The following is a 23829-nucleotide window of genomic DNA, read 5'->3' as shown; positions in this document are numbered from 1 at the left end:
TCAGCCGAGGTCGTCGAACTCGCCGTCCTTCACGCCGAGCAGCCACGCCTTCATCTCGGCGCGAGTGAAAATCACCGCGCCGAGCTCCGGAGAATTGCTGTTCCGCACCGCGACGGCGTCGTCCCCCACGGCCGCGACCTCGACACAGGTGCCGTGCGCCGTGCTGTAACTGGAGATCCGCCATTGCGCCTGAGAAAAGTCGTGCATTACTCCACCCCCTTTTTCACGATGCCGATGCGGCCGATACTCGTCTCATCGACAACCGGCCGTCAACGCCATCGAGCGGAGCCGCTATGACTGACATTCCGCCCTACATGCGGCGCGAGGGCGAGTTCCATCCCGACCCTCGCATTCTCGACGGCGGGATTCGTCGGGTGAACACCCCGTACGGCGTTCAGATGTGGCTGGTGACCGGTTTCGACAATGTGCGGCGGGTGCCGGCCGACGCGATCACTTTCAGCAGCGCGATCACGCCGGACCGTCTCGGCATCGCCGGCCAGCGCACCCCGGAGGAGCTGGCCCGCGCCACCGCCGGCGACCTCCCGGCGCTGGACCCGCCGGAGCACACGCGACTGCGGCGCATGCTGAACCCGCAGCTCACGATGCGCCAGGTGCGCCTCCTGGAACCGCGCATCGCGCAGATCGTCGCCGACCACCTGGACGCCGTCGAACGGTCCGGCCCACCGGCCGACCTGATCCGGTCGTTCGCGATGCCGGTCCCCACTCAGGTCATCTGTGAACTGCTCGGCGTCCCGTTCGAGTCACGCGCCGCGTTCCAGCGCTGGTCCGGCCAATACCTCGACCTGTCCCGCCCGTTCCCCGCCCGCGTCGCCATCTTCGAACAGTCCCGCGACCACATGGCCACCCTGGTCGCCCGCGAACGCACCCACCCCGGCCCCGGCCTGCTCGGCGACCTGATCCGCGAACACGGCCGAGAGCTGGGAGAGGACGAACTGGTCGGCCTGGCCCACCTGCTGCTGATCGCCGGCCACGAAAGCACCGCCAACATGATCGGTCTCGGACTCCTGGCCCTGCTACGCCACCCCGACCAGCTCGCCGCCGTCCACGACCACCCGGAAGCCGCCGTCGAGGAGTTGCTCCGTTGGATCAGCGTGATCAGCAGCGGCATCATCCGCCTGGCCACCACACCCGTCGAACTCGGCGGCCACAAGGTCGAACCGGGCGACCTGCTCCTGATCTCCCTCCCCGCCGCCAACCGCGACCCCACGCTGATCGACCACCCGGTGACGCTGGACGTGCGCCGCGGCACCACCGGCCACGTCGCTTTCGGCCACGGCGCCCACCACTGCGTCGGCGCATCACTGGCCCGAGCCGAACTACGCATAGCCATCCCAGCAGTACTACACCGATTCCCCCACCTACGAGTAGCCGGCCAAATACATTTCCGCGCCGCCAACTCCGTCTACGGCCTAACCACCCTCCCAGTAACTTGGTGACAAACCCAACCACCAAAAAAAAGGCGGACCACGCCCACCGAACAAAATTAAGGGAACCAAAGAACGTCCAATAAAATCTTCGGTAACCTCAACCGCAGAACGGTGACCCCCACAAACCCGACGCCACCACACCTCATCGAGTGCCACCGCAACCATCACCCCACGGCGACCAAACTTAATCAATAACAACCCACCCCGACCCCGCCGAAGCCCCAGCACCCCAAACGACCTCAGGCACAATGCCGACAACAACCGCCGCCCACCCGCCTGCGCGGACAACGGCGCCCCCTGCGCAGCAATCGACTCAGCAGCTGCTTGCCGAACCCCCGAAACCGCAGGCTGCGGCGTCACGGCCCGCCGGTCAGGAACTGCCGTCCGCGATGCCGGAGCCGGGGCTGAGGCAGGCGAGGCCGATTCAGTGGCGTGCGAGACCCGGGCCACAGGCCGCCCGGCCGCCACACCAAGACCCGCCCGCTCGTCCCGAACGACCCGCCCCTCGGTGTCCCCTTCTCGCAGGCGACGCAGTTTCTCAGCATGACGACGCTTCAATCCCCAGTCCCGACGAATCTTCTGCCGGCGACGAAATTCATCACGCTCCGCCGAATAGTTCCGAGCCCGAGTCCGATCCCGCATCGCAGCCGTCTCCGCCCGACCGAACAACGACATCTGCCCCATACAAAAATTATCTCAAACCCAAACGCCACCATGTCAGCGGATGATCATGCCAAATCAAATTCCCTAAATGATCATGCATATATGTCGACACAGTTTCCGCAACACGACCCCGCCGAAACAACGGCAATGGCCAGGGCCGGGTCGGCACCTGAAAATTCGCCCACTCCGCCACCACCACGGGCACGGACGGGCAGGCCGAGTTCCTCACCATTGTCCCCGGGAGCGGCACGGGAGGCCTCACCGTCGACGAGGACGGTGCCCACCGCGTCCGGTTCGACCACGAGCTCAGATAGTGCGCAGGTCCAGGCTGTTCCGGATGTAGGACGACTGGTCCCCGGTCGACCACCACAGCACCCCGGCGCGGTAGGTGATGTTCGCCGCGTCCGGGCTGACCAGGACCAGGTGTCGGTTGCTGAGGTCGTAGACGACCAGCTGCTGGTTCCCGCTCAGTTCGGACTGCGAGGTCACCTTGGCCAGCACCTCGAACCGGTCGAGCACGGCCACGTCGGTGATCGCCGTCTCGACGTTGCCTTCCAGGATCTTGCGGCGGGCCGACCCGTCCGGGTGGGACAGCTCGATCCGTGAATACCCGTCCTCGTTGATCGACACCATCTGGCACCACGTCGCCCCGCACCCGGTCACCGATCGCTCGGCCGACGGTGTGGCGACGGTCGCGCCGGTCGTCAGGTTGCGCAGCGTGGTCGTCCCGCGCGCCGAGTGCTGGCCGTCCACGGCCCACGGCCAGGCGGCCAGCGACCAGGTGCCCTTCTGGGTGGTCACGGTGACCGGGCCGCCGGTCAGCGCCACCGACCGGAATTCGGTCTCGTCGCCCTTCCCGCCGGCCACCCAGTGCACCCGCCCGTCGGCCACGACGAGGTCGTGGTCGGAGTCGTAGAACTGCATGGCCCCGACGTCGGCGGTGAGCATCCGTGCGGTTTTCGGGTCGTGCCGGTCACCGGACCAGAGCTGCTGTTTGCCGTCGATGCTCTCCACCCAGATGAGCGTGTTGCCGCTCAGGGTCAGCCCGGCGAACGGCGCCCGGTGCTCGGCCGGCACCTTGCGCAGCTCCAGCAGATTCCCGTCGGGGTCGCGCACGACCAGGCGCAGCGTTTTCGAGTCGGCGCTCTGGGCCGTGCCGACCGACGTCTTCGCGTCGAGGAACAGGCCGGGGGTGAACTCGCTGCCGTCGGCCAGCTTGGACGGCACGCTGCCCCGGGCGGCGCCGGGCCAGGCGGCGGTCAGCGCGACCGGCTGCGGCTCCCCGGACTGGGCGGGTGCGCCGAACAGCAGCGCGGCCCCGGCGGCCAGCGCCACGCCGAGTCCCAACACCGTACGCACGTAGTGCCCCCGCCGACTCACGCGGCGATGTTAGCTCGCCGCCGGGCTCACACGCGCGGGCAGTGCACGTGCGGGATGGCGGCCACCAGCTGCGCGAATCGCTCCTGATCGGCCGAGCTCAATGCGGCGAGCACGTCGGGCAGGCGGGCGTCGACATCCTCGTACAGTGCTCGCCCGATTTTTTGTCCCTCGGGGGTCGCATGGATCATGACCACCCGCCGGTCCTGCCCGTCGGTCGTGCGGCGGACCAGGCCTCGGCTCTCGATGCGGTCGATGAGCTGGCTGAGTGCGGGCTTGGCCATGCCGAGCTGGGCCGCGAGGTCGACCATGCGCCGCGGTTCGTCCTTGATCGTGCACAGCAGCTGGGACTGGGCGGGTGTCAGGTCGTGCTCCGCGCAGATCTGGACGTGGCGGCGCTGGATGAGATGGGAGAGCCCCAGCAGCATGTCGCCGAACCCGGTTGGCTGTGTCACCTGCACATTCTCCCTCGTCTCACGGTTGTGTCCGCCATCGTACTTGCGGACGTTCATGCCATGAACTAACTTCGTTCACGGCATGAACCGTTCACGGGATGAAGGACTTGACATGGTTACGGCATTTGATGCGTACGACCTCGGCGGCACCAAGCTCAGCAACCGCATCGCGATGTCCCCGATGACCCGCAACCGCGCGCACGGCCCGGGCCTGAGCCCGACCGAGCTGAACGCGGAGTACTACGCGCAGCGGGCCGGCGCCGGCCTGATCATCACCGAGGGCACCCAGCCGTCCGTGAGCGGGCAGGGCTACATCAATACGCCCGGCCTGCACTCCGAGGAGCAGATCGCCGGCTGGCGCAAGGTCACCGACGCCGTGCACGCCAACGGCGGTGTGATCTTCGCCCAGCTCATGCACACCGGCCGGATCGGTCACCCGGACACCCTGCCCGGCGACCTGCACCCGGTCGCGCCGTCCGCGGTCGCCCCGGGCGGTCAGATCGTCACCGACGCCGGCCAGCAGGACATGGTCGCGCCGAAGGAGCTGACCGAGGCGGAGATCACCCAGATCATCGCCGACTTCGCCGAGGCCGGCCGCAACGCGATCGCCGCCGGCTTCGACGGCGTCGAGATCCACGGCGCCAACGGCTACCTCGTCCACCAGTTCCTGTCCTCCAACGCCAACCTGCGCACCGACGGCTGGGGCAAGGACATTCAGGGCAAGACCCGATTCGCGTACGAGGTGGCCGCCGCGCTCGTCGAGGCCATCGGCGCGAACCGGGTCGCCATCCGGATCTCGCCCGGAAACCAGTACAACGACATCGCCGAGGAGAACATCGAGGAGCTCTACACCGCGCTGCTCGCCCGGCTGGCCCCGCTGAACCTGGCCTACCTGCACGTCGCCGAGTCGGCCGGCCGTGAGCTGACCACCAAGCTGCGCGCCCAGTGGCCGGGCACGTTCGTGCTGAACCCGGGCACCTACCCGAACCCGACCGGCCCGGACGCGCTCGCCCTGATCGAGGACGGCACCACCGACCTGGTCGCCTACGGCGCGCTGTTCCTGGCCAACCCGGACCTGCCGGCGCGGCTGGCCGCCGGTGGCCCGTTCAACACCCCGGACTTCTCCAAGGCGTACGGCGGCGACCACACCGGTTACACCGACTACCCGACCCTCGGGGCCTGATCCAGCAGTCCCAGGTCGTACAGGCTCCGCCCGGTGTCGACGATCGTGGTCCGCATCGGGCGGGGCTGCCAGCCCAGCTCCGCCTTGGCCCGCTCGTTGTGGATGACCGGGCGGGGCAGGTCCGGCCCGGGCGCCTCCTGCGTGGGGGCGTCCGCGCCGAACTCCTCCCGCAGGATCGCCGCGACCTCGACGAAGCTCGTGGCCGGGCCGTCGGCGAGCGCGAGGAAACGTTTACCGGCCGCGGCGGGCGTGGTCATCGCCCGTACGTGAAGGTCGGCAATGTCCCGGACATCGGCGACACCGAACCGGGCCCGGGGCGCGACGGTCATCGTCCCGTCGAGCATGGCCCTGATCAGCAGGGTCGACGAGCTCGGGCGGGTCGTCAGGGTCGGGCCGAAGATCCCGGTCGGGTTGACCACCACCAGCTCGGTGCCGCCGCCGTCGCGGGTCATCAGGTCCCAGGCGGCGCGCTCGGCGATCGCCTTCGACCGCGGGTACGGCGGCAGGCCGGGCGTGTCCGGATCGGTCCAGTCGTCCTCGGTGAACTCCGCGCCCGGCTTCGGCGTGTAACCGACCGCGGCGAACGACGAGGTCAGCACCACCCGACGGGCACCGGCGTCCCGCGCCGCTCGCAGGACCCGCAGCGTGCCCTCGCGGGCCGGGACGATCAGCTCGTCCGGATCCTGCGGCTGGACCGGCGGGATCGGCGAGGCCACGTGATGCACCTCGGCGCAGCCCTCCACCGCGGCGGCCCAGCCGTCGTCGCTCAACAGATCGGCCGCGACGATCTCCAGCCCGGCGTCGTCGGCCCCGCCACGCCGCACGGCCGCCCGCAGCTCGTCGCTACCCGCCGTGTCGCGAACCGTGGTGCGGACCTCCTGCCCGTCCTGGAGGAGCACCGCGATCAGGTGCGTCGCCAGATACCCCGACCCGCCGGTGACCAGAATCGGACTCATCGCGCCACCTCCAGACGGCCGATCGCGTCCACGACCCGCCGGGTGATCTCGGACTCGGCCCGCTCGTCGCCGCGGTCGCGGGCGTCCCACAGGGCCGCCTTCTCGCGCAGATAGCCCAGCCGGGCCTGCTGGGCGACGATCTCCGCCTCGATCCGCGCGGCGTGCCGCAGCAGCAGGTCACGCTGCTCGGCCGCCGCCGCGTGGCCGCGCCGGCGGTTGGCCAGATACGTCCGCATGTCCTCGATGCCGACGCCGACCGCCCGCAGGCACGACAACGCCTCGATGGTGTCGAGGTCGGCGGCACCGTAGCGCCGGTGCCCGCTCTTGAGGTCCCGCTCGATCGGCCCGACCAGGCCGGCCTCTTCGTAGTAGCGCAGCGTGGGCTCGCTCAGCCCACTGCGCCGCGCCACGTCCTGGATGGTGAATGTCGCCATGCCGCAAGCACATCAAACCTCAAGCGCTTGAAGTCAAGCGTCGCGATCAGTCGCCCTTGACGTTGACCAGCTGGCGCAGCGTGTGCCGGATCGTGACCAGGTCGGCGGCGTCGTTCATGACCACGTCGATCGGCTTGTAGGCCTGCGGGATCTCGTCCAGGAACGCGTCCGTGTCCCGGTACTCGATGCCCTTCATCGCCGTCCGCAGCTGCTCGCGCGTGAACGTCTTGCGAGCCTTCGAGCGTGAGTACGCCCGGCCGGCCCCGTGCGGCGACGAGTTCAGCGCCTCGGCGTTGCCCCGGCCCACGACCACGTACGACGCGTCACCCATCGACCCCGGGATCAGACCGGCCACCCCCTGGGCCGCGTTGATCGCGCCCTTGCGGGACAGCCACACCGTCTTGCCGTAGTGCGTCTCCTGCTCGGTGTAGTTGTGGTGGCACTGCACCCGTTCCAGCTCGTGCACCGGCCCACCGACGAACTCGGCGAAGCAGGCGACCACCCGGTCCATCATCTCGTCCCGGTTGGCCAGCGCGAAGTCCTGCGCCCAGCGCAGCTCACCCAGGTAGGCGTCGAACTCGCCGGTGCCCTCCTCCAGGTACGCGAGGTCACGATCGGGCAGCTCGACGTCGCGCTTCTCCTGCAGGTCCCGCGCGACCTGGATGTGATGCGTGGCGATCTTGTTGCCGACGCCGCGCGACCCCGAGTGCAGGAACAACCAGATCGAGCCGCGCTCGTCGGAGCACACCTCGATGAAGTGGTTGCCGCTGCCCAGCGAGCCGAGCTGCAGCTGCCAGTTCTTCGCGTACCGGGCCGGGTCGAAGTCCGCCTTCTTCAGCAGCACGTCGATGCGGGCCTGGGCCGAATCGGTCACCCGGGAGCTGTAGGAGCCGGCCGAGAGCGGCACCGCCGCCTCGATCGCCGTCCGCAGCCCGCTGCGGTCCGGCCGCAGATCCTCGACCCGGTACTGGGTCCGCACCGCGGCCATCCCGCAGCCGATGTCGACCCCGACCGCGGCCGGGATCAGCGCGCCCAGCGTCGGGATGACCGAACCGACCGTCGCCCCCTTGCCCAGGTGAGCATCGGGCATGAGCGCGATGTGCGGGTGGATGAAGGGCAGCCGGGACGCCTTCTCGGCCTGCTCCAGGGTCTCGTCCCCGATGATGCTGGCCCAGTTCATCAGCCGCTCGTTGATCTGCCGCACGTCTGTTTCCTCCCGTGAAATCCAGAGGATCCTTGCACGTACGGCCGTGGGCCGGGACCGAATTAGCGCCGGGCCCGAGCCACTATGGATCTCAGCGCGCCGACGCCGCCGGTCGCCCCCAACGCCCACGCGACCAGCAGCGGCTGGAAGGCCAGCCGGACCGCGCGCTTGGTGTCGGTGTCCAGGCCGAAGCCGTCCTTGTGCTCGGCGAACTGGGCGATGTTGCCCGGGAAGACCGCGACGAAGAACGCGGCCGCGGTCGCGCCGACCAGGCCGCGGGCCGGCTGTTTCCAGACGGTGAGCAGGGCCGCGCCGAGGCTGATCTCGGCCACGCCGGAGGCCAGCACCACGAAGTCCGGGTCCAGGGGCAGCCAGGCCGGGACCTGGGCCTGGAACTCCTGCCGGGCCACGGTCAGGTGGGACGTGCCGGCGAAGGCCAGGAAGGCGCCGAGGGCCACCTGTCCGGCGCCGGCCACGAGGCGGCGTGCACGAGAGGTCGTCATGCGGGCCACGCTATCGCCGGGAACATGGAAGGGTGAGGTGAGAAAGTACGAGGTGATAATCCGGCCGGGAGTGGGTATGAGCGGCGGCGTGGTAAGCGCTCGGGCCCTTCACGTCCTTGTCGTCGACGACGACGAGGCCGACTTCCTGATGGTCGAGGAGGCCCTGGAGACGGCGAGCGTGCCGCCGATCGTGACGCGGGTCGCGGACGGGCGGCAGGCGCTCGACTTCCTGCACCGGCGTGGCTTCTACGCCGACGCGCGGCGCCCCGACCTGGTGCTTCTCGACCTGAACATGCCGCGGATGAACGGGCACGAGGTGCTCGCGGCGATGAAGAACGACGACGAGCTGTGCACCATCCCGGTGGTGGTGCTGACCACGTCGTCGGCCCGGGAGGACGTGGACGCCAGCTATCAGCAGCACGCCAGCGCCTACGTGACCAAGCCCATGGACTATTTCGCGTTCGAGAGCGCGGTGCGCACGATCAGCGAGTTCTTCCAGTCGGTGGCGCTCACCGAGGACCAGCGGGTCGCGACCGTGCTGCAGTTCCGTCCCCGGCACTGATCACTGACGGTAGAGTCGGCCGCCGTGACCGAACTGCCGACCCGCCTGATCGACATGCTCGAGGCGCCCAGCCCGTGCCTGATCGCCACCACCAACCCGGACGGCTCGCCGCAACTGACCCAGACCTGGGTCGACACCGACGGCAAGCACGTGCTGATCAACACCGTTCAGGGTTTCCGCAAGCTGCGCAACATCGAGCGGGACCCGCGGGTCGCCGTCAGCATCCTCGACGCGGCCGACCCGACCACCTACTACTCGCTGAACGGCACCGTGATCAGCATGGACACCGACGGCGCGCGGGAGAGCATCGACCGCATCTCGCAGAAGTACACCGGCGGGCCGTACCAGAACTACGGCGGCCGTGAGCAGACCCGCGTGCTCCTGACGATCCGCGTCGACCGCGTGATCCACGCCCCCTGGCACTGATTTTTCAAGACCATGTGCGCGTACGGCGTCAGCGGCGCCCTCAAGATCACAGCGCTGCTCACGCCGTACGCGCAGATGATGTTGATCTTGATCTAGACCCCCGTGAGGGTCTCCTCGAGGTTGGTCACCTGCAGCAGCATGCGGACCATCGCACCCGGGTTGACCAGGCGGAACGTGATGCCACGGGCCTGAGCGGCCTTGCGGGTGGCGACGAGGACGCCGAGCCCGGTCGAGTCGAGGAACGAGACCCGGCCCATGTCGACCTCCAGCGCGGTGAAGCCGGGCGTCTCGACGGCCTGGCGCAACACCTGGCGCAGCGCGCCGGCGCTCTCCGCGTCGATGTCGCCCTCGGGCACGATGACGACCCGATCGTCGTGCCGTTCGATCGTGCAGCCGAATTCCATGTCGTCTCCCTGTAGCGCCGTCGCGGTGTGCCGCGCCGATTCCCAGAAGTTTTGCCCGCCAAACGCGTCCTGTGTCACACGTAACGGTGGTAGGAGTGCGCCACCTGCATCGATTAGTACTTTCGGCTGGCATGAACCGAGACGTACGGCTAGGGTTCCTGCATCGGTCAAACAGCGTGCCGAGGAATCATCCAGATGTGCATCAGGGCATCGGGGTGTGTCTCGTGCACATGGCGGACCTCCCCGGCCCGGTGAAGGGGAGTGTCATGGCCATCACCACGACCGACAACGAGACCGATCTCGCCACAGCTCTGGTGGAGACCCCGCGCGACGACGCCTCCTGGGCCTGGAAGCGCGAACAGGCGATCACCGCCTGGCTGCCGATGGCGAAACGCCTGGCCAAACGGTACTCCAGCCGCGGCGTCGAGCAGGAGGACCTGAACCAGGTCGCCGTCGTCGGCCTGATCAAGGCGATCGACGGGTTCGAACCCGAGCGCGGCGCCGACTTCGCCGGATACGCCATCCCCACCATCCTCGGCGAGCTGCGCCGGCACTTCCGGGACCGGATGTGGAACATCCGGGTGCCGCGCCGCCTGCAGGAACTCAACATGGCGATCAACCGGGCGCGCGGCGAGCTGATCCAGACGATCGGCCGGGAGCCGACCGTCGCCGACATCGCCGGCCACCTGGGCCTCGGTGAGGAAGAAGTCATCGAGGGCCTGGAGGGCGCGCATGCGTACCGGCCGACCTCGCTGTCCGCCCCGATCGTGGCCGACGGCGACACCGAACTGGGCGATACGCTCGGTGCCCGTGACCCCGGCTTCGCCGAGACCGACCTGCATCTGTCGCTGGGGCCGGCCCTGGAAAGCCTGACCGACCGCGAGCGGAAGATCGTCACGCTGCGCTTCTTCGGCAACCTGACCCAGAGCCAGATCGGCGAGCAGGTCGGGGTGTCCCAGATGCACGTGTCCCGGCTCCTCGCCCAGGCGCTGGCCAAGCTGCGCACGCGACTCGGCTCCGACACCTTCTAAGGTCGGACCTTGCGCGGACGATGGTGGCCGACGTGCCCGACATCCACGAAGTGCTCGACCGTCGTCTGGTCACGCCGGTCTTCCAGCCCCTGGTCGACCTGACCTTCGGTCGGGTGCTCGGGTTCGAGGCGCTCAGCCGGGGCCCGGCCGGCTCGCCGCTGGAGACCCCGACCGCGCTGTTCGCCGCCGCCCGGGCGATCGGGCGTGAGGCCGAACTGGACTGGGTCTGCCGGGCCGCCGCGTACCGGGCGGCCCTGCACGCGGGCTTCGGCCCGGAACTGAACCTGTTCGTGAACATGGAACCGACCGCGTGGCGGGCCGACTGCCCGGCCGACCTCGTGCCGATCGTCCAGCAGGCCCGGCACCGGCTGCGGGTCGTCACCGAGATGACCGAGCGGGTCATCGCCGACGATCCGGCGGCGCTGCTCGCGGCGACCGCCAGCTGCCGGGAGAACGGCTGGGGGGTCGCGCTCGACGACGTCGGGGCCGACCCGATGTCGCTGGCGCTGATGCCGTTCGTGCACCCGGACGTGGTCAAACTGGACATGCAGCTGCTCCGGGCGCCGGACGACCCGAACACCGCCCGGGTGGTGGCCGCGGTCGCCGCCTACGCCGAGGCCAGCGGCGCGATCGTGCTGGCCGAAGGGATCGAGACGGCCGAGCAGGTGGCGGTCGCGCGCAGCATGGGAGCGACGGTCGGGCAGGGCTTCTGGTTCGGGATGCCGGGGCCGCTGCCGGGGGAGTTGCCGTACGCGACCGCGCTGCCGCACGTGCGGCGCTCCACCGGCGACGCGCGGACGCCGTTCGAGGTGGTGGCCGCGGAACGGCCGGTCACCCGTACGTCGAAATCGCAGTTGATGTCCATGAGCCGGCACCTGGAAGCGCTCGCCGGCGACGGGCCGGAACCACCCGTGCTGCTCGCCTGCTTCCAGGACTCGTGCCACTTCACCCCGGCCACCGCGGCCCGGTACACGCGCATCGCCGCGCACAGCCCGTTCGTCGCCGCGGTCGGCTCCGGGCTCGGCGGCGAACCGGCCCCCGGCGTGCGCGGCGCGCACCTCGACGCGGCCGACAGCATGTACGGCGAGTGGAACGTGATCGTGGTCGGCCCGCACCGGGCGGCCGCCCTGGTCGCCCGGGACCTGGGCGACGACGGCCCGGACCGGGGGCGGCGGTTCGACTTCGCGCTGACTCACGACCGCCGGCTGGTCGTCGCCGCGGCCCGATCACTGCTGCGATGCCTGGCCCCGGTCGCTGTGCTTACCGGCGTCGCCTCCGGCTCGCAGGCATTGCACCCTTAGCGGCCGACGTCGAGAGACCCGACCGGTCGACGTCGCGGGCGCAATGCGGGCCGGGGTTACGCCCACCAAGGCGCCCGGTCGCTGTTGCCGCCGGGTGGGGCTAGTCTTCACACCTGCGGGTGGGGCTCGGTTCGGAGGTGGCGTGATGGTCGAGTGACGGACCATCCCGCGCTGCTCTACCGCGACTTCGACGACTATCTTCGCGGCACCACGGCGTTCGCCCGGGCCGCGGTGGCCGCCGGCGAGCCGGTGCTGGTCGCCGTCCCCGGCAAGAACCTGGTCGCGGTGCAGGACGCCCTCGGTGACCTCGGCGACGCGGTCCGCTACGTCGACCTGACCGTCGCCGGGCGCAACCCCGGGCGGATCATCCCCGGCGTGCTGCTGCCGTTCGCGGCCGCCCACCCGGGCCGGCCGGTCGCGGTGATCCAGGAAGCGGTCTGGCCCGGCCGGACACCGATCGAACAACCTGCCTGCGTGCAGCACGACGCGCTGATCGGGCGGGTGCTCAGCGGGACCGTGCTGTGCCCGTACGACCTGGCCCTGCCCGCCGCCTGGCTGCGCGACGCCGAACGGACCCACCCGGTGACGATCACCGACGGTTCACGGCGGCCCAGCCCGCACTACACGCCGTCGGCGCGGTTCGACGCGCCGCTGCCCCCGGTCCCGGCCGGCGCCGAGACGCTCGCCTTCACGACGGTCGGCGACCTCGCCGCGGTCCGCGGCTTCACCCAGCGCCTGGCCCAGGCGGCCGGTCTGGCCACGATCGCCGCCGAGGACCTGATCGTCGCCGTCAACGAGCTGGCCGAGAACACCATCGTGCACAGTCCGGCCGGCGGCGTCGTCGCGATCTGGGCCGAGACGTCGGTGCTGGTCTGCCAGGTCGACGACCGCGGCCACGTGGCCGACCCGCTCGCCGGACGCATCCCACCGGCCGCGACCAGCGAGGGCGGCCGTGGGTTGCTGCTGGCCAACCAGCTGTGCGACCTGGTCCGCATCGACACGCGGCCGGGCGGCACGAGCATCCGCCTGCAGATGGACCTCGTGGGCGAATGACGCCCGGTCACCACAGGGTGGCCGGTCCGGCGACGAGCCGGCCGGCCGCGGCGGTGATCACGCCGTGGCGGTGAGCAGGGACCGGGCGAAGCGGGCCTCCAGCCGGGCGGCGGCGTGGGCCACGGTCGGCAGGGTGGCGGCGAAGACCGCGGCCACGGCCAGGTAGAAGAGCACGATCGTCAGGTACGAGTCGCCGAAACCGAGCAGCTGCGGCACCTCGACGTCGCCGTGCGGCAGCGCCCAGCCCCACAGTCCCCACGACAGGCCGCCCAGCATCCCGGCCCACCAGGTGGTGACCAGGGAGAACGCGACCGAGTTGGGGATCCAGCGCAGCGCCGCGTGGGTGAGGTCGCGCCACGTCTGCCGGTCGCCGAGGACGGTGACCAGCCGTACGAGAAGGTTGGTGGAATCGGTCGTGCGGTAGACCGGCCGGGCGACCGGTTCGCCCAGCACCTTGGCGATGCGGCCGCGCTCGGTCTCGGCGAAGCCCCGGGACATGCCCAGCGCGAAGATCAGCAGGGGTACGCCGAGCCACACGACGGCCAGCCCGAGCCCGGCCGAGAACGCGGTCACACAGACCACGGCCGAGCTCAGCGCCAGGGGCAGCCCGCTGAGGACGTAGCGCGTGTTCGTCCCGGTCGCGGCCACGAACCGCATGGCCGGCGCCGGGACAAGTACGGTATCGATCTGCGTCGTCGTCATGCTGTCGACGCTATTGAACGCGGGCGCGCCGGACGATGGGGCGGGCTAGCCCTTACGGGGTAGGGCTAGCCCTACCCCTGCGACTTCAGGTAGACGAACGCGGCGACGACCACGACGGCGGCGACGATGTTCATCGTCCACGTGGTCCGGAAACCGGACGACTTCTGCGCGCCGGGAGCACCGAGGCTGCCCTTGGCGAAGGTGAACGTCGGCGCCATGTACTCCAGCGCGACGCCCTCCTCGGGCACCATGAAGTCGAGCGTGACCCGGCCGACGCGGCGCGGGAACACGTACGGGACGTAGATCTCGATCTTGTGGGGCCCGCCCGGGATCAGGTCGAGCTGCTGCACGCCCCACTCCCGGACCGGAACGTCATGACCGTCGATGGTCAGTCGCGGCCGGGTCGCGTTGTAGAGGAAGGCGCCCGCGGGGTGGCGCAGGTCGAGGGAGAAAGCGGCCATCACGCGCTCGCAAGGGGTCGAGGGGAACGAAATTGCGAGCACTCTATGCGAGATCAACGGCGGCCGTTGTCCGGGGTTTGCCGGTGTCGGGCCTGGGTATCCGCACCCCTGGCTGAATACACCTTATTGAGGAGTTTGTCCGGATGGAATCACGCAAGAAGGAGCCCAGTGTTCCGGGAGCCCCGGGCAGCGGCACTCCGAGCCTGAAGGAGCCGACCGCCCCCGTCGAATCGCTGCTGCCGAGCCCGGAACAGGGGCAGCCGGACACCCGGACGCCCACCGGCGCCGAGACCGGTGCGCCACCGGAGGCGGTCGGCCAGCAGGGCGCCTACCTGACCACCGCCCAGGGCGCCCGGCTGCGCGACACCGACCACTCGCTGAAGGCCGGGCCGCGCGGGCCGATCCTGCTGCAGGACCACCACTTCCGCGAGAAGATCACGCACTTCGACCACGAACGCATCCCGGAGCGCGTGGTCCACGCCCGCGGCACCGGCGCGCACGGCGTCTTCACCAGTTACGGCACGGCGTCCGGGCTGACCCGGGCCGGGTTCCTCAAGACCAAGAACAAGGAGACCGACGTTTTCGTACGGTTCTCGACCGTGCTCGGCTCCCGCGGATCGGCCGACACCGTGCGGGACACACGCGGGTTCGCGACCAAGTTCTACACCGACGAGGGCACGTTCGACCTGGTCGGCAACAACATGCCGGTCTTCTTCATCCAGGACGCGATCAAGTTCCCGGACATCATCCACGCCGGCAAGCCGCACCCGGACCGGGAGATCCCGCAGGCGCAGAGCGCGCACGACACGTTCTGGGACTTCGTCTCGCTGCACACCGAGGCGCAGCATCACACCATCTGGAACATGTCGGACCGGGGGATCGCCCGCTCCTACCGGATGATGGAGGGCTTCGGCGTCCACACGTTCCGCCTGGTCAACGACGACGGCGAGACCGTGCTGGTCAAGTTCCACTGGAAGCCCAAGCTGGGCGTGCACTCGCTGGTCTGGGAGGAGGCGCAGATCGCGGCCGGCCTCGATCCCGACTTCCACCGGCGCGACCTGTACGACGCGATCGAAGCCGGCGCCTACCCGGAGTGGGAGCTCGGGCTGCAGGTCTTCCCGGACACCCCGGAGGAGACGTTCGCCGGGATCGACCTGCTCGACCCGACCAAGCTTGTGCCCGAGGAACTCGCGCCGGTCCAGCTCGTCGGCAAGCTCGTGCTCAACCGGACCCCGACCAACTTCTTCGCCGAGGTCGAGCAGGTCGCCTTCCACCTCGGAAACCTCGTGCCGGGCATCGACGTGACCAACGATCCCCTGCTGCAGGGGCGGCTTTTCTCGTACGTCGACACGCAGCTCACCCGGCTGGCCGGGCCGAACTTCCACCAGATCCCCATCAACCGGCCGCACGCGCCCGTCAACGACATGCTCCGCGACGGCTTCCACCAGCAGGCCGTGCACGCCGGCGTGGCGCCGTACCGGCCGAACTCGCTCGACGGCGGCAACCCGGCGCCGGATCCGGACAACGGGTTCGTCGACGTGCCGGTGGTCGTCACCGAGGCACCGAAGATCCGTGACCTGCCGGTCTCTTTCAAGGACCACTATTCCCAGGTACGACTTTTCTGGCTGAGCATGACGCCGGTGGAGCGCGAGCACATCGTGCGGGCGTACACGTTCGAGCTGAGCAAGGTGTACCACCAGACGATCAAGGAACGGCAGCTGCAGTGCCTGGCCGAGATCGACCCGGTGCTGTGCGCGTCGGTGGCCGAAGGGCTGGGTCTGCCCGCGCCCTCGGCCTCGGCCGAGCTGCCCGAGGTCACGCCGAGCCCGGCGCTGTCCCAGGTCGGCGGGGAATGGCCGGGCGACGGCCGGGTCATCGGCATCGTCGTCGACGAGTCCGCCCTCGACGGGGTGGCCGAGGTGCGTGACGCGATCGCCGGGGCCGGGATGGTCCCGCTGATCATCGCGCCGCACGGCGGGACGGTGGGTTCGCTGACCGCCCAGCGCACGTTCGCGACCGCCCGCTCGATCGAGTTCGACGCGTTGCTGCTGGCCGCCGCCCCGGCCCCGGCCCCCGACGCGCCCCCGGCCCCGATCCCGGCCGCGGTCGACCCGCGGGTGAGCCTGCTGATCGACGAGACCTGGCGGCACGCCAAGGCCATCGGCGGGTGGGGGCCGGGCGTGGATCTGCTGCAGCGGACCGGTCTGGCCGACACCCCGGGCGTGGTCACCCACGACACGTCCACGGGTGTCCTGGCCGCCCTCCAGCAGCTGATGGCCGCCCACCGGGTCTGGGAGCGCTTCCCGGCCACCGTCAGCTGATCTTCGCCCCGCCAGCCGGAACCGTGATGTCATCGCGGTTCCGGTCGGCGGGTTTGTTGCTCTGACCGCAACCAGCCGACCACGTCGCCCTTGCGGGCTGAGCGTTCTGGGCGCGCCAGCGCCCTGCTCAGGTCGGAAGGGTCCCCGCGGGAGCGACGGTCCGTACCCCGGCGGAGATGGGCAATGAAGAATTTGATCTTGGTCTTTGTGGGTAGGCGGTAGGCCTGGCGGCGTTGGGGAGGGTCGATGGCGCGGTTGCGGCGCAGTGTGCTGACCAGGGCGGGGATCACGCGTCGGCGGTCCGGGACGGGGTTTCGCTACCTCGACGCGGACGGCGGGCCGATCAGGGACCCGGAGGTTCTCGAGCGGATCAAGGGACTGGTGATTCCGCCGGCGTGGCGGGACGTGTGGATCTGCCCGGATCCGCGCGGTCACATTCAGGTGACCGGTTTTGACGTGGCCGGACGGAAGCAGTACCGGTACCACCCGGATTGGCGCACGGCCCGGGACGAGGAGAAATTCGATCGGGTACGGGAGATCGCCGGTCGCCTGCCCAAGATGCGTGACCGTTTGTGTGAGGATCTGACGACCGGCCGCGGGCTGACCCGGGATCGGGTTCTGGCCGCTGTCGTGCGGCTGCTGGACCTCGGAATGTTCCGGATCGGCGGAGACGCGTCGGCGAGCCGGGACGAGGATCCGTCCTACGGGTTGTCGACGTTGCGGCCCGAGCACGTCCGTCGCCGCCGCGGCTCCCTCATGCTGAAATTTCCCGGCAAATCGGGCGTGGAGCACGAGCGTGTCGTCGAGGACGGCGAAGTTGCGGAAGTTCTCACGGCGCTCAAGAGGCGCGGCCGGAAGCGACTCTTCGCCTACTGGGATCCGTCCCGGAGGCGCTGGCAGGAGATCCACGCCGACGACGTCAACGACTACCTGCGCGAGATCAGCGGCGCACCGATGACCGCCAAGGATTTCCGCACGTGGCACGGCACGGTGACCGCCGCCGCCGAACTGGCCGAGGCCGGGCCGCAGCCGACCAAGACCAAAAGGCGTAAGGTCGTCGCGCACGCCATGCGCGAGGTCGCCGACAAGCTCGGCAACACTCCGGCGGTGGCGCGCGCCTCGTACGTCGACCCGCGCCTGCTCGAGAAGTACGAGGACGGCGAGGCGCCGCGGCGGGGCGACGAGCGCGAAGTGCGGAAGCTTCTCAAGGAGACCTAGGCGCAGCCGATGAGACCGTCGTGACGAATCAGCCGGTTGTCCCGTCGTGGCGGCTGACCCGCACGCTCGCGCTCGCCGGCGGACTGGTCCTGGCCTGCGCCGCCTGGTTCAGCGTCGGCCTGATCGTCCGGACTCCGCCGGTGATCGGCTGGCTGCCGCTGCTGATCGCCGTGCCCAACGCCATGCTCACCTCGTGGCGGGCCGCCGACCACGAGCGCACGATGTGGCGCTACGTGTCGGTCGGGATCGTGCTGATCGGGCTGGGCGCGGCCGGCAACGCCTACGACTACTTCAGCGGCAGCCAGGAGGGCCAGCACATCAGCGGCTGGACCTCGGCGATCTACATCTCCGGGCTGGCCGCGATCATGTGGGGGCTGCTGCGCATCCCCGGCGTCCACCGGTCGCGGATCGAGTGGCTCCGGTTCGGCCTGGACAACGCCACCATGATCGTCACCGTGCTGACGTTCGCCTTCCACCTGATCTACCCGCGCTGGCACAGCTGGCTCGGCGACAGCGTGGCCGGCGCGATCACCGTGCTGATCGTGATCGTCTCCGGCCTCATCTGCGTCTTCGCGTTCATCAAGGTCGCGTTCACCGGCACCGGGCCGATCGACCGGCGGGCACTGCACCTGCTGGCGATGACCGGCGCCGTCGGCACGGCCGGTGGGGCGCTGGCGCCGCTGCTGGCCTCGCGCCCGTACCTGAACACCGCGCACGTGCTGCTCCCGACCACCTGCTTCTGCCTGTGCATCGCCGCCGACCGGCAGCTGCGCGCGACCCGGGCCGGGATGCCGGAACCGCGACCGGCCACGCGGCGGCTGAGCCTGATGCCGTACGCGGCGGTGCTGGCCACCGGCGGGCTGCTGCTGTTCAGCGCGCTCACCCACACCTCCGACCTGGTGGCCATCGCGCTCGGCTCGGTCACCGTGACCGTGCTGGTGGCGGCCCGGCAACTGGTCGCACTGCGGGACAACACGCTGCTGCTCGACGACCTGGACGCCCGGCAACGGGAACTGGCCCACCGGGCCACCCACGACGGCCTGACCGGGCTGCCGAACCGGACCGTGCTGGTCGAGGAGATCAACGCCGCGCTGGCCGACGGACCGGAAACGGTCAGTGCCGCGCTCGTCGACCTGGACGACTTCAAGGAGATCAACGACGACCTCGGGCACGCGGTCGGCGACGCGCTGCTGATCGCCGTGGCCGACCGGATCGCCGCCCAGCTCCCGGCCGACGCGGTCGTCGCCCGGCTCGGCGGCGACGAGTACGCGCTGCTGCTGCGCTCCGGCGACCACGCCGCGATCCTCGCCGCCATCGCCGCCCAGCTGCGCCTGCCGGTCCACGCGGCCGGTCACGAACTGGTCGTCGAGGCCAGCTTCGGCCTGGCCCCGGCCCGCGCCGGTGACACCGCCGACGAACTGCTGCGGCGGGCCGACGTGGCCATGTACGAGGCGAAAGGCCAGGGCAAGGGCCGCCAGGTCGGCTACACCGCGGAGATGGACCAGCGCACCGCCGAGCAGTCCCGCCTCGCCGCCGACCTGCGGATGGCGCTCGACACCGACCAGCTGTACCTGCTCTACCAGCCGATCGTCGCCATCCCGGGCGGCGAGCTGTTCGGCGTCGAGGCGCTCGTCCGCTGGAACCATCCGGACCGCGGTCCGGTAAGCCCCGGCGTGTTCATCCCGGCCGCCGAACGCACCGGGCTCATCGTGCCGCTGGGCGCCTGGATCCTCGAGGAAGCCTGCCGTCAGGGCGCCGCGTGGCTCTACGAACTCGGCGACGCGAGTCCGAAAACGGTCACCGTGAACGTGTCGGCCCGGCAGCTGCGCGAATCCGGCTTCGCCGGCGAGGTCGATGCCGTCCTGCGACGCACCGGCCTGCCCCCGCACGTCCTCACCGTCGAGATCACCGAGACCGCGGTCTTCGACGGCGGCGCCGCCCTCACCGAACTGAAAGCCATCGCCGCGCTCGGCGTCAACATCGCCCTCGACGACTTCGGCACCGGCCACTCGTCCCTCAGCCTGCTCCGCACCTGCCCGGCCGACATCCTCAAGGTCGACAAGTCGTTCGTCGACGACATCACCGAGGGCGGCCAGCACGCGGTCGTGACCGCCGCCCTGATCCACATCTGCGACGGGTTGCACTTGCGGGCGGTCGCGGAAGGGGTGGAGACGGCCGAGCAGGCGGCGGAGCTGCATCGGCTCGGGTATCGGTATGCGCAGGGGTATCACTATGCGAGGCCGCTGCCGGCCACCGAAATCCCCGCCTACCGGCCGCCGGTGCGGGTCACGGTCTGATGAGTGTTAGGCCCCGGGCTCGTCGGGCTCGTCCTCCAGCAGCTGCCGCATCGCCTCCCGGACCGTCTCGTCGGACACGGCGTCGCCGCTGATCTCGACCACCGTCCGCCGGCCGTCGCCGCGGTCGGTGGTCAGCGTGAGCGAACGCCGCCGATCCCGGCTCAGCCACAGGTGGAACACGCGCACGGCGGCACCGACGACCGCCGTCGACCCGCCGAGGGAGATGACCAGATCGGTCAGCTCGCCCTTGGTCCCGGGCCGGGGCCGCCCCTGCGCGGACGGCGGGATCTCCACCGAACGCAGGTCGTCGACCAGTTCCTGGACGGTGGCGTGAGTGCGCTCGTCGTCGGCGCCCAGTCCGGCCAGTTCCGGCCGCAGGATGATCGTGGTCGAGGTCACGGGTTCGTCTCCGATGGATCGACGAGCTTGGCCGGAAGTCGTAGGGTAGCAGCGGTGTACCGCGCCCTCCTGGTGTGCAACTCCACATACGACGACGACTCGCGGCTGGTCCCGCTGCACGGGCCGCGTACCGATGGCCGGATGCTGAGCACCGCGCTGGTGGACGAGCGCACCGGGATGTTCGCCCCGGCCGACGTGACGGTGCTCTTCGACGCGGGCCGCAACGAGATCGCGCTGAACGTGAACCAGTTCTTCAGCGAGGCCGCCAAGGGCGACGTTCTCCTGCTGTACTTCAGCGGTCACGGGCGGAGCCGCAACGGCCGGTTGTACCTGTGCGCCACCGACACTAGCGGCGACCTGCTGCCCGGCACCGCACTGTCCAACGAGACGCTCAACGAGATCATGAACGACTCGCTGGCCCAGGCGATCGTCATCATCCTCGACTGCTGCCACGCCGGCGCCTTCAAAGGCTCCGGCGTGGCCGTGGAACAGCTGCTCTCCGGCAAGGGCCGGTTCGTGCTCGCCGCGACCGGGGCCACCCAGCTCGCCGACGACGCCGAGACCGACGGGCAGCCCAGCCCGTTCACCCGGGCCGTGATCGAGGGCCTGCTGCACGGCGCGGTCGACGGCGACGGCGACGGACACGTCGACGTGGCCGAGCTGTACAAGTTCCTGAGCAGCGAGCTGACCGGTGGCCCGGCACCGCGGCACCGGTTCGACGGGCACGGCGCCGTGCCCGTCGCGCGCCGCGTCGCCCCGGCCGCCGGGCCGGTCCCGCCGGCCTCGGTCGTCCCGGCGGTCGAGCAGTCCGACGAGAACCGTCCGTACCTGGACCTGACCACCACCGCGACGTTCGTGAATCCCCGCCAGGTCGCCAAGTTCCGCCGCAAGATGCGGCGCGACGTCGGCCGGGCGACGTCCCGGCGCGACTCCGCCGCCACGTTCCTGCACGCCGCGAACCTGATGCGTGACGGCCGGCTGACCCGGGCCGGCGCCCTGCTGTTCGGCGAGAACCCGACCGCGGTGATCCCCACCGCCACCGTTCAGTGCACGCACTACCACGGCACCGGTAAGGACGCGCCGATCGACAAGCGGAACCTGAGCGGCACCGTCCCGGAGCAGATCGAGGAGGCGCTGGCCTTCGTCGCCGCTCTGTCCCGGCGGGGTGAGGCGCCCACGGCAGCGGCCGCGGTGACCGAGGCCGTGCATCGGTTCCCGATGGTCGCCGTCCGGGAGGTGATCGCGAACGCCCTGGTCCACCGCGACTACGCGGACACCCAGATGTGCGTGCACGTGCGCGTCTACACGGATCGCGTCGAGATCACCAGCCCCGGACGATGGCACGCGACCGAGCTCCCGGACGGGCGGACGCAGCCGCTGCGCGACCTGCAGGGCGAGTCACGGCACCGCAATTTCTGGCTCGCGCACGTGCTGAGCTGGAACAGCCTGGTCGAGACCGAGGGCGCGGGCATCCCCCGCGCGGTGGCCGACTGCCGGGCCCACGGCGCGATCGAGCCGACCGTGACCCGGGCCGGTGACTCGGTGACCGTCACCATCTACCCGCGCCCGGACGAGGCCGTTCTCGTCAGTCCGCTCTCCGGCAACGCGCGGATCGACAACCTGCCGCTCGGCACGGCCGTGTTCGAAGGCCGGGATCTGGACGTACTCGCGGCCGTCCTGCACGGGCCGGCCGGACAGGCGGCCGTGCACGGCCTGGGCGGCATCGGCAAGAGCGAGTTCGCGTTGCACTACGCGCGGGCGTACCGGGACCGCTACCGCCTGGTGTGGTGGATCAACGCCGACACCGAGCAGAACGTCACGCTGGGACTCGCCGCGCTGGCCGCCCGGCTCCGGCCGACCGGCATACTCGCCAACGCCCGTGAGTGGGCCGTCTCCTGGCTGCAGGGCAACCGTGACTGGCTGCTGATCCTCGACAACGTGGAGGAGGTCGCGGCCGTCGAACCGCTGCTCGGCGAGGTCGCCGGCCGCGGGGGCGCGCTGATCACGACCCGCCGGAACCTGGGCGCGGCCGGCTGGGCGCGACTGGGCGTGACCGCGGTGAGCCTCGGGATGCTGGACCCGGCATCGTGCGTGCGTGTCCTGACCCGGATGACCGGTCTCGACGACGAGTCCGGAGCGGCTCGGCTGGCGGCCGACCTCGGCGGGCTGCCGCTGGCGTTGTCACAGGCGGCGGCGTTCATCAGCCTGCACCAGGGAATGGACTTCGACGGTTATCGGGAACTGCTCGCGTCCCGCTCCGACCAAATCCTCGGCCTGGGCCTGCGCGATCGATCGGTCGCCGGGACGCTGCGGGTCACGATGGACGCGGTGGCGCAACGGTCGGCCACGGCCGCGCGGCTCATCTCGGCGCTGGCCTGGCTGGCCGCCGATCCCCTCCCGGAGGACGTGCTCCTGCCCCTGGCCGATGATCCGATCGACCTGCAGCTGGCGCTCGGGCTCCTGCAGTCGTTCGGCCTGATCGATCGCCACGACGGCGCCCTGACCGCGCATCGCCTGGTCCTGGCGGTGGCCCGCTCGGGCGCCGAACCGGGCGACGAGATCGCGGCCCGGCTGCTGCGGACCGCCGTACCCGAAGATCCGGTCGGCAACGTGGCCGGTTGGGCACGCTGGAACCAGCTCCTGCCGCACGTCGACGCGCTGATCGAGCAGCGCCGGCCCGACATGCGCCCGGCCGACCTGCTGAACCTCGCCGAACAGGCCGCGACCTACCGTCTTTTCCAGGGCGAGACCGGAACCGCCGTGACCCACTTCGAGTGGATCCTCGGCGAGTGGAAGGCCTTCCTCGGCGAGGACCACCCGGACACCCTGACCGCACGGCACAACCTGGCGTCCGCCTACCAGATCGCCGGACGCCTGGACGACGCCATCGAGCTGCACGAACAGGCGCTGGACGCCTTCCGCCGCCTGTTCGGCGAGGACACCCCGGAGACCCTGGCGTCGATGAACAACCTGGCCCGCGCCTACGCCGCGGCCGACCGGCTCAAGGACGCGACCCGGCTGCAGAAAACGGTCATCGAGACATCCCGATCCCACTTCGGGGACGACCATCCGGACACGCTGAAATCCCGGCACAACCTCGCCATCTCGTACGCCACCGCCGGGCGGATGGCCGACGCGATCGAGCTGTTCGAACAGGTTCTGGCCGACCGGGAACGGGTGCTCAGCGGCGACCATCCGGCCACCCTCACGACCCGGCACAACCTCGCGGCGGCCTACGCCGAGGCGGGCCGGACGGCTGACGCGATCACGCTGTTCGCACGGGTGCTGGCCGATCGTGAACGGGTGCTGGGCAGCGGGCACCCGACGACCCGGCGCACACGGGAGGCGCTCGGCGAACTGCGCTCCGAGGCGGGAGACCCGGTCTGATCTGCCCTGCGGTGGTGGCCGGCCGCTGACGCCGTACGGGAAAT

22 protein-coding genes are annotated in these 23829 nt (G+C 70.4%); 11 read left to right on the top strand and 11 right to left on the bottom strand.

What is annotated here, in order from left to right; all coding sequences use genetic code 11:
* Positions 1 to 207, bottom strand: a complete 207-nt coding sequence (locus ACSHV8_RS19860; RefSeq protein WP_436535213.1) for a DUF397 domain-containing protein — start codon at positions 205 to 207, stop codon at positions 1 to 3.
* Positions 208 to 293: 86 nt separating this feature from the next.
* Between ACSHV8_RS19860 and ACSHV8_RS19855 the strand changes: the two genes are divergently transcribed.
* A complete protein-coding gene (locus tag ACSHV8_RS19855; RefSeq protein ID WP_436535211.1) occupies positions 294 to 1457 on the top strand; it encodes a cytochrome P450 in 1164 nt (387 codons plus the stop codon).
* Between the two features lie 960 nt (positions 1458 to 2417).
* Here the strand turns inward: ACSHV8_RS19855 and ACSHV8_RS19850 are convergent.
* Together ACSHV8_RS19850 and ACSHV8_RS19845 are read right to left on the bottom strand one after the other, a co-directional pair.
* Positions 2418 to 3491: a hypothetical protein gene (locus tag ACSHV8_RS19850; RefSeq protein WP_436535209.1), complete on the bottom strand. Its 1074-nt coding sequence runs from the start codon at positions 3489 to 3491 to the stop codon at positions 2418 to 2420.
* 26 nt (positions 3492 to 3517) lie between these two features.
* Positions 3518 to 3943 (bottom strand): MarR family winged helix-turn-helix transcriptional regulator, encoded by a 426-nt coding sequence (locus tag ACSHV8_RS19845; protein WP_436535207.1) that lies wholly within the window; start codon positions 3941 to 3943, stop codon positions 3518 to 3520.
* Positions 3944 to 4055: 112 nt separating this feature from the next.
* Here ACSHV8_RS19845 and ACSHV8_RS19840 point away from each other — a divergent pair, with 112 nt between their 5' ends.
* Positions 4056 to 5126, top strand: a complete 1071-nt coding sequence (locus ACSHV8_RS19840; RefSeq protein WP_436535205.1) for an alkene reductase — start codon at positions 4056 to 4058, stop codon at positions 5124 to 5126.
* Here ACSHV8_RS19840 and ACSHV8_RS19835 read toward each other — a convergent pair.
* The 4 genes from ACSHV8_RS19835 to ACSHV8_RS19820 all read right to left on the bottom strand — a co-directional run bounded on the left by ACSHV8_RS19835 (position 5105) and on the right by ACSHV8_RS19820 (position 8223).
* On the bottom strand, positions 5105 to 6082 hold the full coding sequence (locus tag ACSHV8_RS19835) for an NAD-dependent epimerase/dehydratase family protein (protein ID WP_436535203.1): 978 nt from the start codon (positions 6080 to 6082) through the stop codon (positions 5105 to 5107). The genes ACSHV8_RS19840 and ACSHV8_RS19835 overlap by 22 nt on opposite strands.
* Positions 6079 to 6516 carry a MerR family transcriptional regulator gene (locus ACSHV8_RS19830; RefSeq protein WP_436535201.1) on the bottom strand — a complete coding sequence of 146 codons (438 nt, stop codon included), beginning with the start codon at positions 6514 to 6516 and terminating at the stop codon, positions 6079 to 6081. Before ACSHV8_RS19830 ends, ACSHV8_RS19835 begins: the two co-directional genes overlap by 4 nt.
* Positions 6517 to 6562: 46 nt before the next feature.
* Positions 6563 to 7720: an RtcB family protein gene (locus tag ACSHV8_RS19825; protein ID WP_436535199.1), complete on the bottom strand. Its 1158-nt coding sequence runs from the start codon at positions 7718 to 7720 to the stop codon at positions 6563 to 6565.
* A gap of 62 nt (positions 7721 to 7782) precedes the next feature.
* Positions 7783 to 8223, bottom strand: a complete 441-nt coding sequence (locus ACSHV8_RS19820) for a DoxX family protein (protein ID WP_436535197.1) — start codon at positions 8221 to 8223, stop codon at positions 7783 to 7785.
* A gap of 88 nt (positions 8224 to 8311) precedes the next feature.
* Here ACSHV8_RS19820 and ACSHV8_RS19815 point away from each other — a divergent pair, with 88 nt between their 5' ends.
* Complete coding sequence (locus ACSHV8_RS19815; RefSeq protein WP_436535195.1) at positions 8312 to 8785, top strand: response regulator; 474 nt, start codon at positions 8312 to 8314, stop codon at positions 8783 to 8785.
* Positions 8786 to 8809: 24 nt separating this feature from the next.
* Positions 8810 to 9211, top strand: a complete 402-nt coding sequence (locus ACSHV8_RS19810) for a PPOX class F420-dependent oxidoreductase (RefSeq protein WP_436535193.1) — start codon at positions 8810 to 8812, stop codon at positions 9209 to 9211.
* 92 nt (positions 9212 to 9303) lie between these two features.
* Here ACSHV8_RS19810 and ACSHV8_RS19805 read toward each other — a convergent pair whose 3' ends face one another.
* On the bottom strand, positions 9304 to 9615 hold the full coding sequence (locus ACSHV8_RS19805) for an STAS domain-containing protein (RefSeq protein ID WP_436535191.1): 312 nt from the start codon (positions 9613 to 9615) through the stop codon (positions 9304 to 9306).
* A 266-nt stretch (positions 9616 to 9881) separates the two neighbouring features.
* Between ACSHV8_RS19805 and ACSHV8_RS19800 the strand changes: the two genes are divergently transcribed.
* From ACSHV8_RS19800 to ACSHV8_RS19790, 3 genes are all read left to right on the top strand, one after another.
* Entirely contained in the window at positions 9882 to 10646 is a 765-nt protein-coding gene (locus ACSHV8_RS19800; RefSeq protein WP_436535189.1) for a SigB/SigF/SigG family RNA polymerase sigma factor, read from the top strand.
* A gap of 32 nt (positions 10647 to 10678) precedes the next feature.
* Complete coding sequence (locus tag ACSHV8_RS19795) at positions 10679 to 11947, top strand: sensor domain-containing phosphodiesterase (RefSeq protein WP_436535187.1); 1269 nt, start codon at positions 10679 to 10681, stop codon at positions 11945 to 11947.
* Between the two features lie 153 nt (positions 11948 to 12100).
* Entirely contained in the window at positions 12101 to 13000 is a 900-nt protein-coding gene (locus tag ACSHV8_RS19790; RefSeq protein WP_436535185.1) for an anti-sigma factor RsbA family regulatory protein, read from the top strand.
* A 57-nt stretch (positions 13001 to 13057) separates the two neighbouring features.
* Here ACSHV8_RS19790 and ACSHV8_RS19785 read toward each other — a convergent pair whose 3' ends face one another.
* Together ACSHV8_RS19785 and ACSHV8_RS19780 are read right to left on the bottom strand one after the other, a co-directional pair.
* Positions 13058 to 13702 (bottom strand): sensor domain-containing protein, encoded by a 645-nt coding sequence (locus ACSHV8_RS19785; protein ID WP_436535183.1) that lies wholly within the window; start codon positions 13700 to 13702, stop codon positions 13058 to 13060.
* A gap of 71 nt (positions 13703 to 13773) precedes the next feature.
* Positions 13774 to 14163, bottom strand: a complete 390-nt coding sequence (locus tag ACSHV8_RS19780; RefSeq protein ID WP_436535181.1) for a hypothetical protein — start codon at positions 14161 to 14163, stop codon at positions 13774 to 13776.
* Positions 14164 to 14306: 143 nt separating this feature from the next.
* On the opposite strand from ACSHV8_RS19780, the gene ACSHV8_RS19775 reads away from it, so the two are divergent.
* The 3 genes from ACSHV8_RS19775 to ACSHV8_RS19765 all read left to right on the top strand — a co-directional run bounded on the left by ACSHV8_RS19775 (position 14307) and on the right by ACSHV8_RS19765 (position 19999).
* Entirely contained in the window at positions 14307 to 16484 is a 2178-nt protein-coding gene (locus ACSHV8_RS19775; RefSeq protein ID WP_436535179.1) for a catalase, read from the top strand.
* 246 nt (positions 16485 to 16730) lie between these two features.
* Positions 16731 to 17702, top strand: a complete 972-nt coding sequence (locus ACSHV8_RS19770) for a DNA topoisomerase IB (RefSeq protein WP_436535178.1) — start codon at positions 16731 to 16733, stop codon at positions 17700 to 17702.
* Between the two features lie 20 nt (positions 17703 to 17722).
* Positions 17723 to 19999 (top strand): putative bifunctional diguanylate cyclase/phosphodiesterase, encoded by a 2277-nt coding sequence (locus tag ACSHV8_RS19765; protein ID WP_436535176.1) that lies wholly within the window; start codon positions 17723 to 17725, stop codon positions 19997 to 19999.
* A 6-nt stretch (positions 20000 to 20005) separates the two neighbouring features.
* Here ACSHV8_RS19765 and ACSHV8_RS19760 read toward each other — a convergent pair whose 3' ends face one another.
* A complete protein-coding gene (locus ACSHV8_RS19760) occupies positions 20006 to 20398 on the bottom strand; it encodes an effector-associated constant component EACC1 (protein WP_436535174.1) in 393 nt (130 codons plus the stop codon).
* Positions 20399 to 20452: 54 nt separating this feature from the next.
* Here ACSHV8_RS19760 and ACSHV8_RS19755 point away from each other — a divergent pair, with 54 nt between their 5' ends.
* A complete protein-coding gene (locus ACSHV8_RS19755; protein ID WP_436535172.1) occupies positions 20453 to 23785 on the top strand; it encodes a caspase, EACC1-associated type in 3333 nt (1110 codons plus the stop codon).
* Positions 23786 to 23829: the final 44 nt, after the last annotated feature.

It is taken from the genome of Actinoplanes sp. HUAS TT8 (assembly GCF_051380535.1).
GTDB lineage: Bacteria > Actinomycetota > Actinomycetes > Mycobacteriales > Micromonosporaceae > Actinoplanes.
This window is presented reverse-complemented; position numbering and strand designations above follow the sequence as displayed.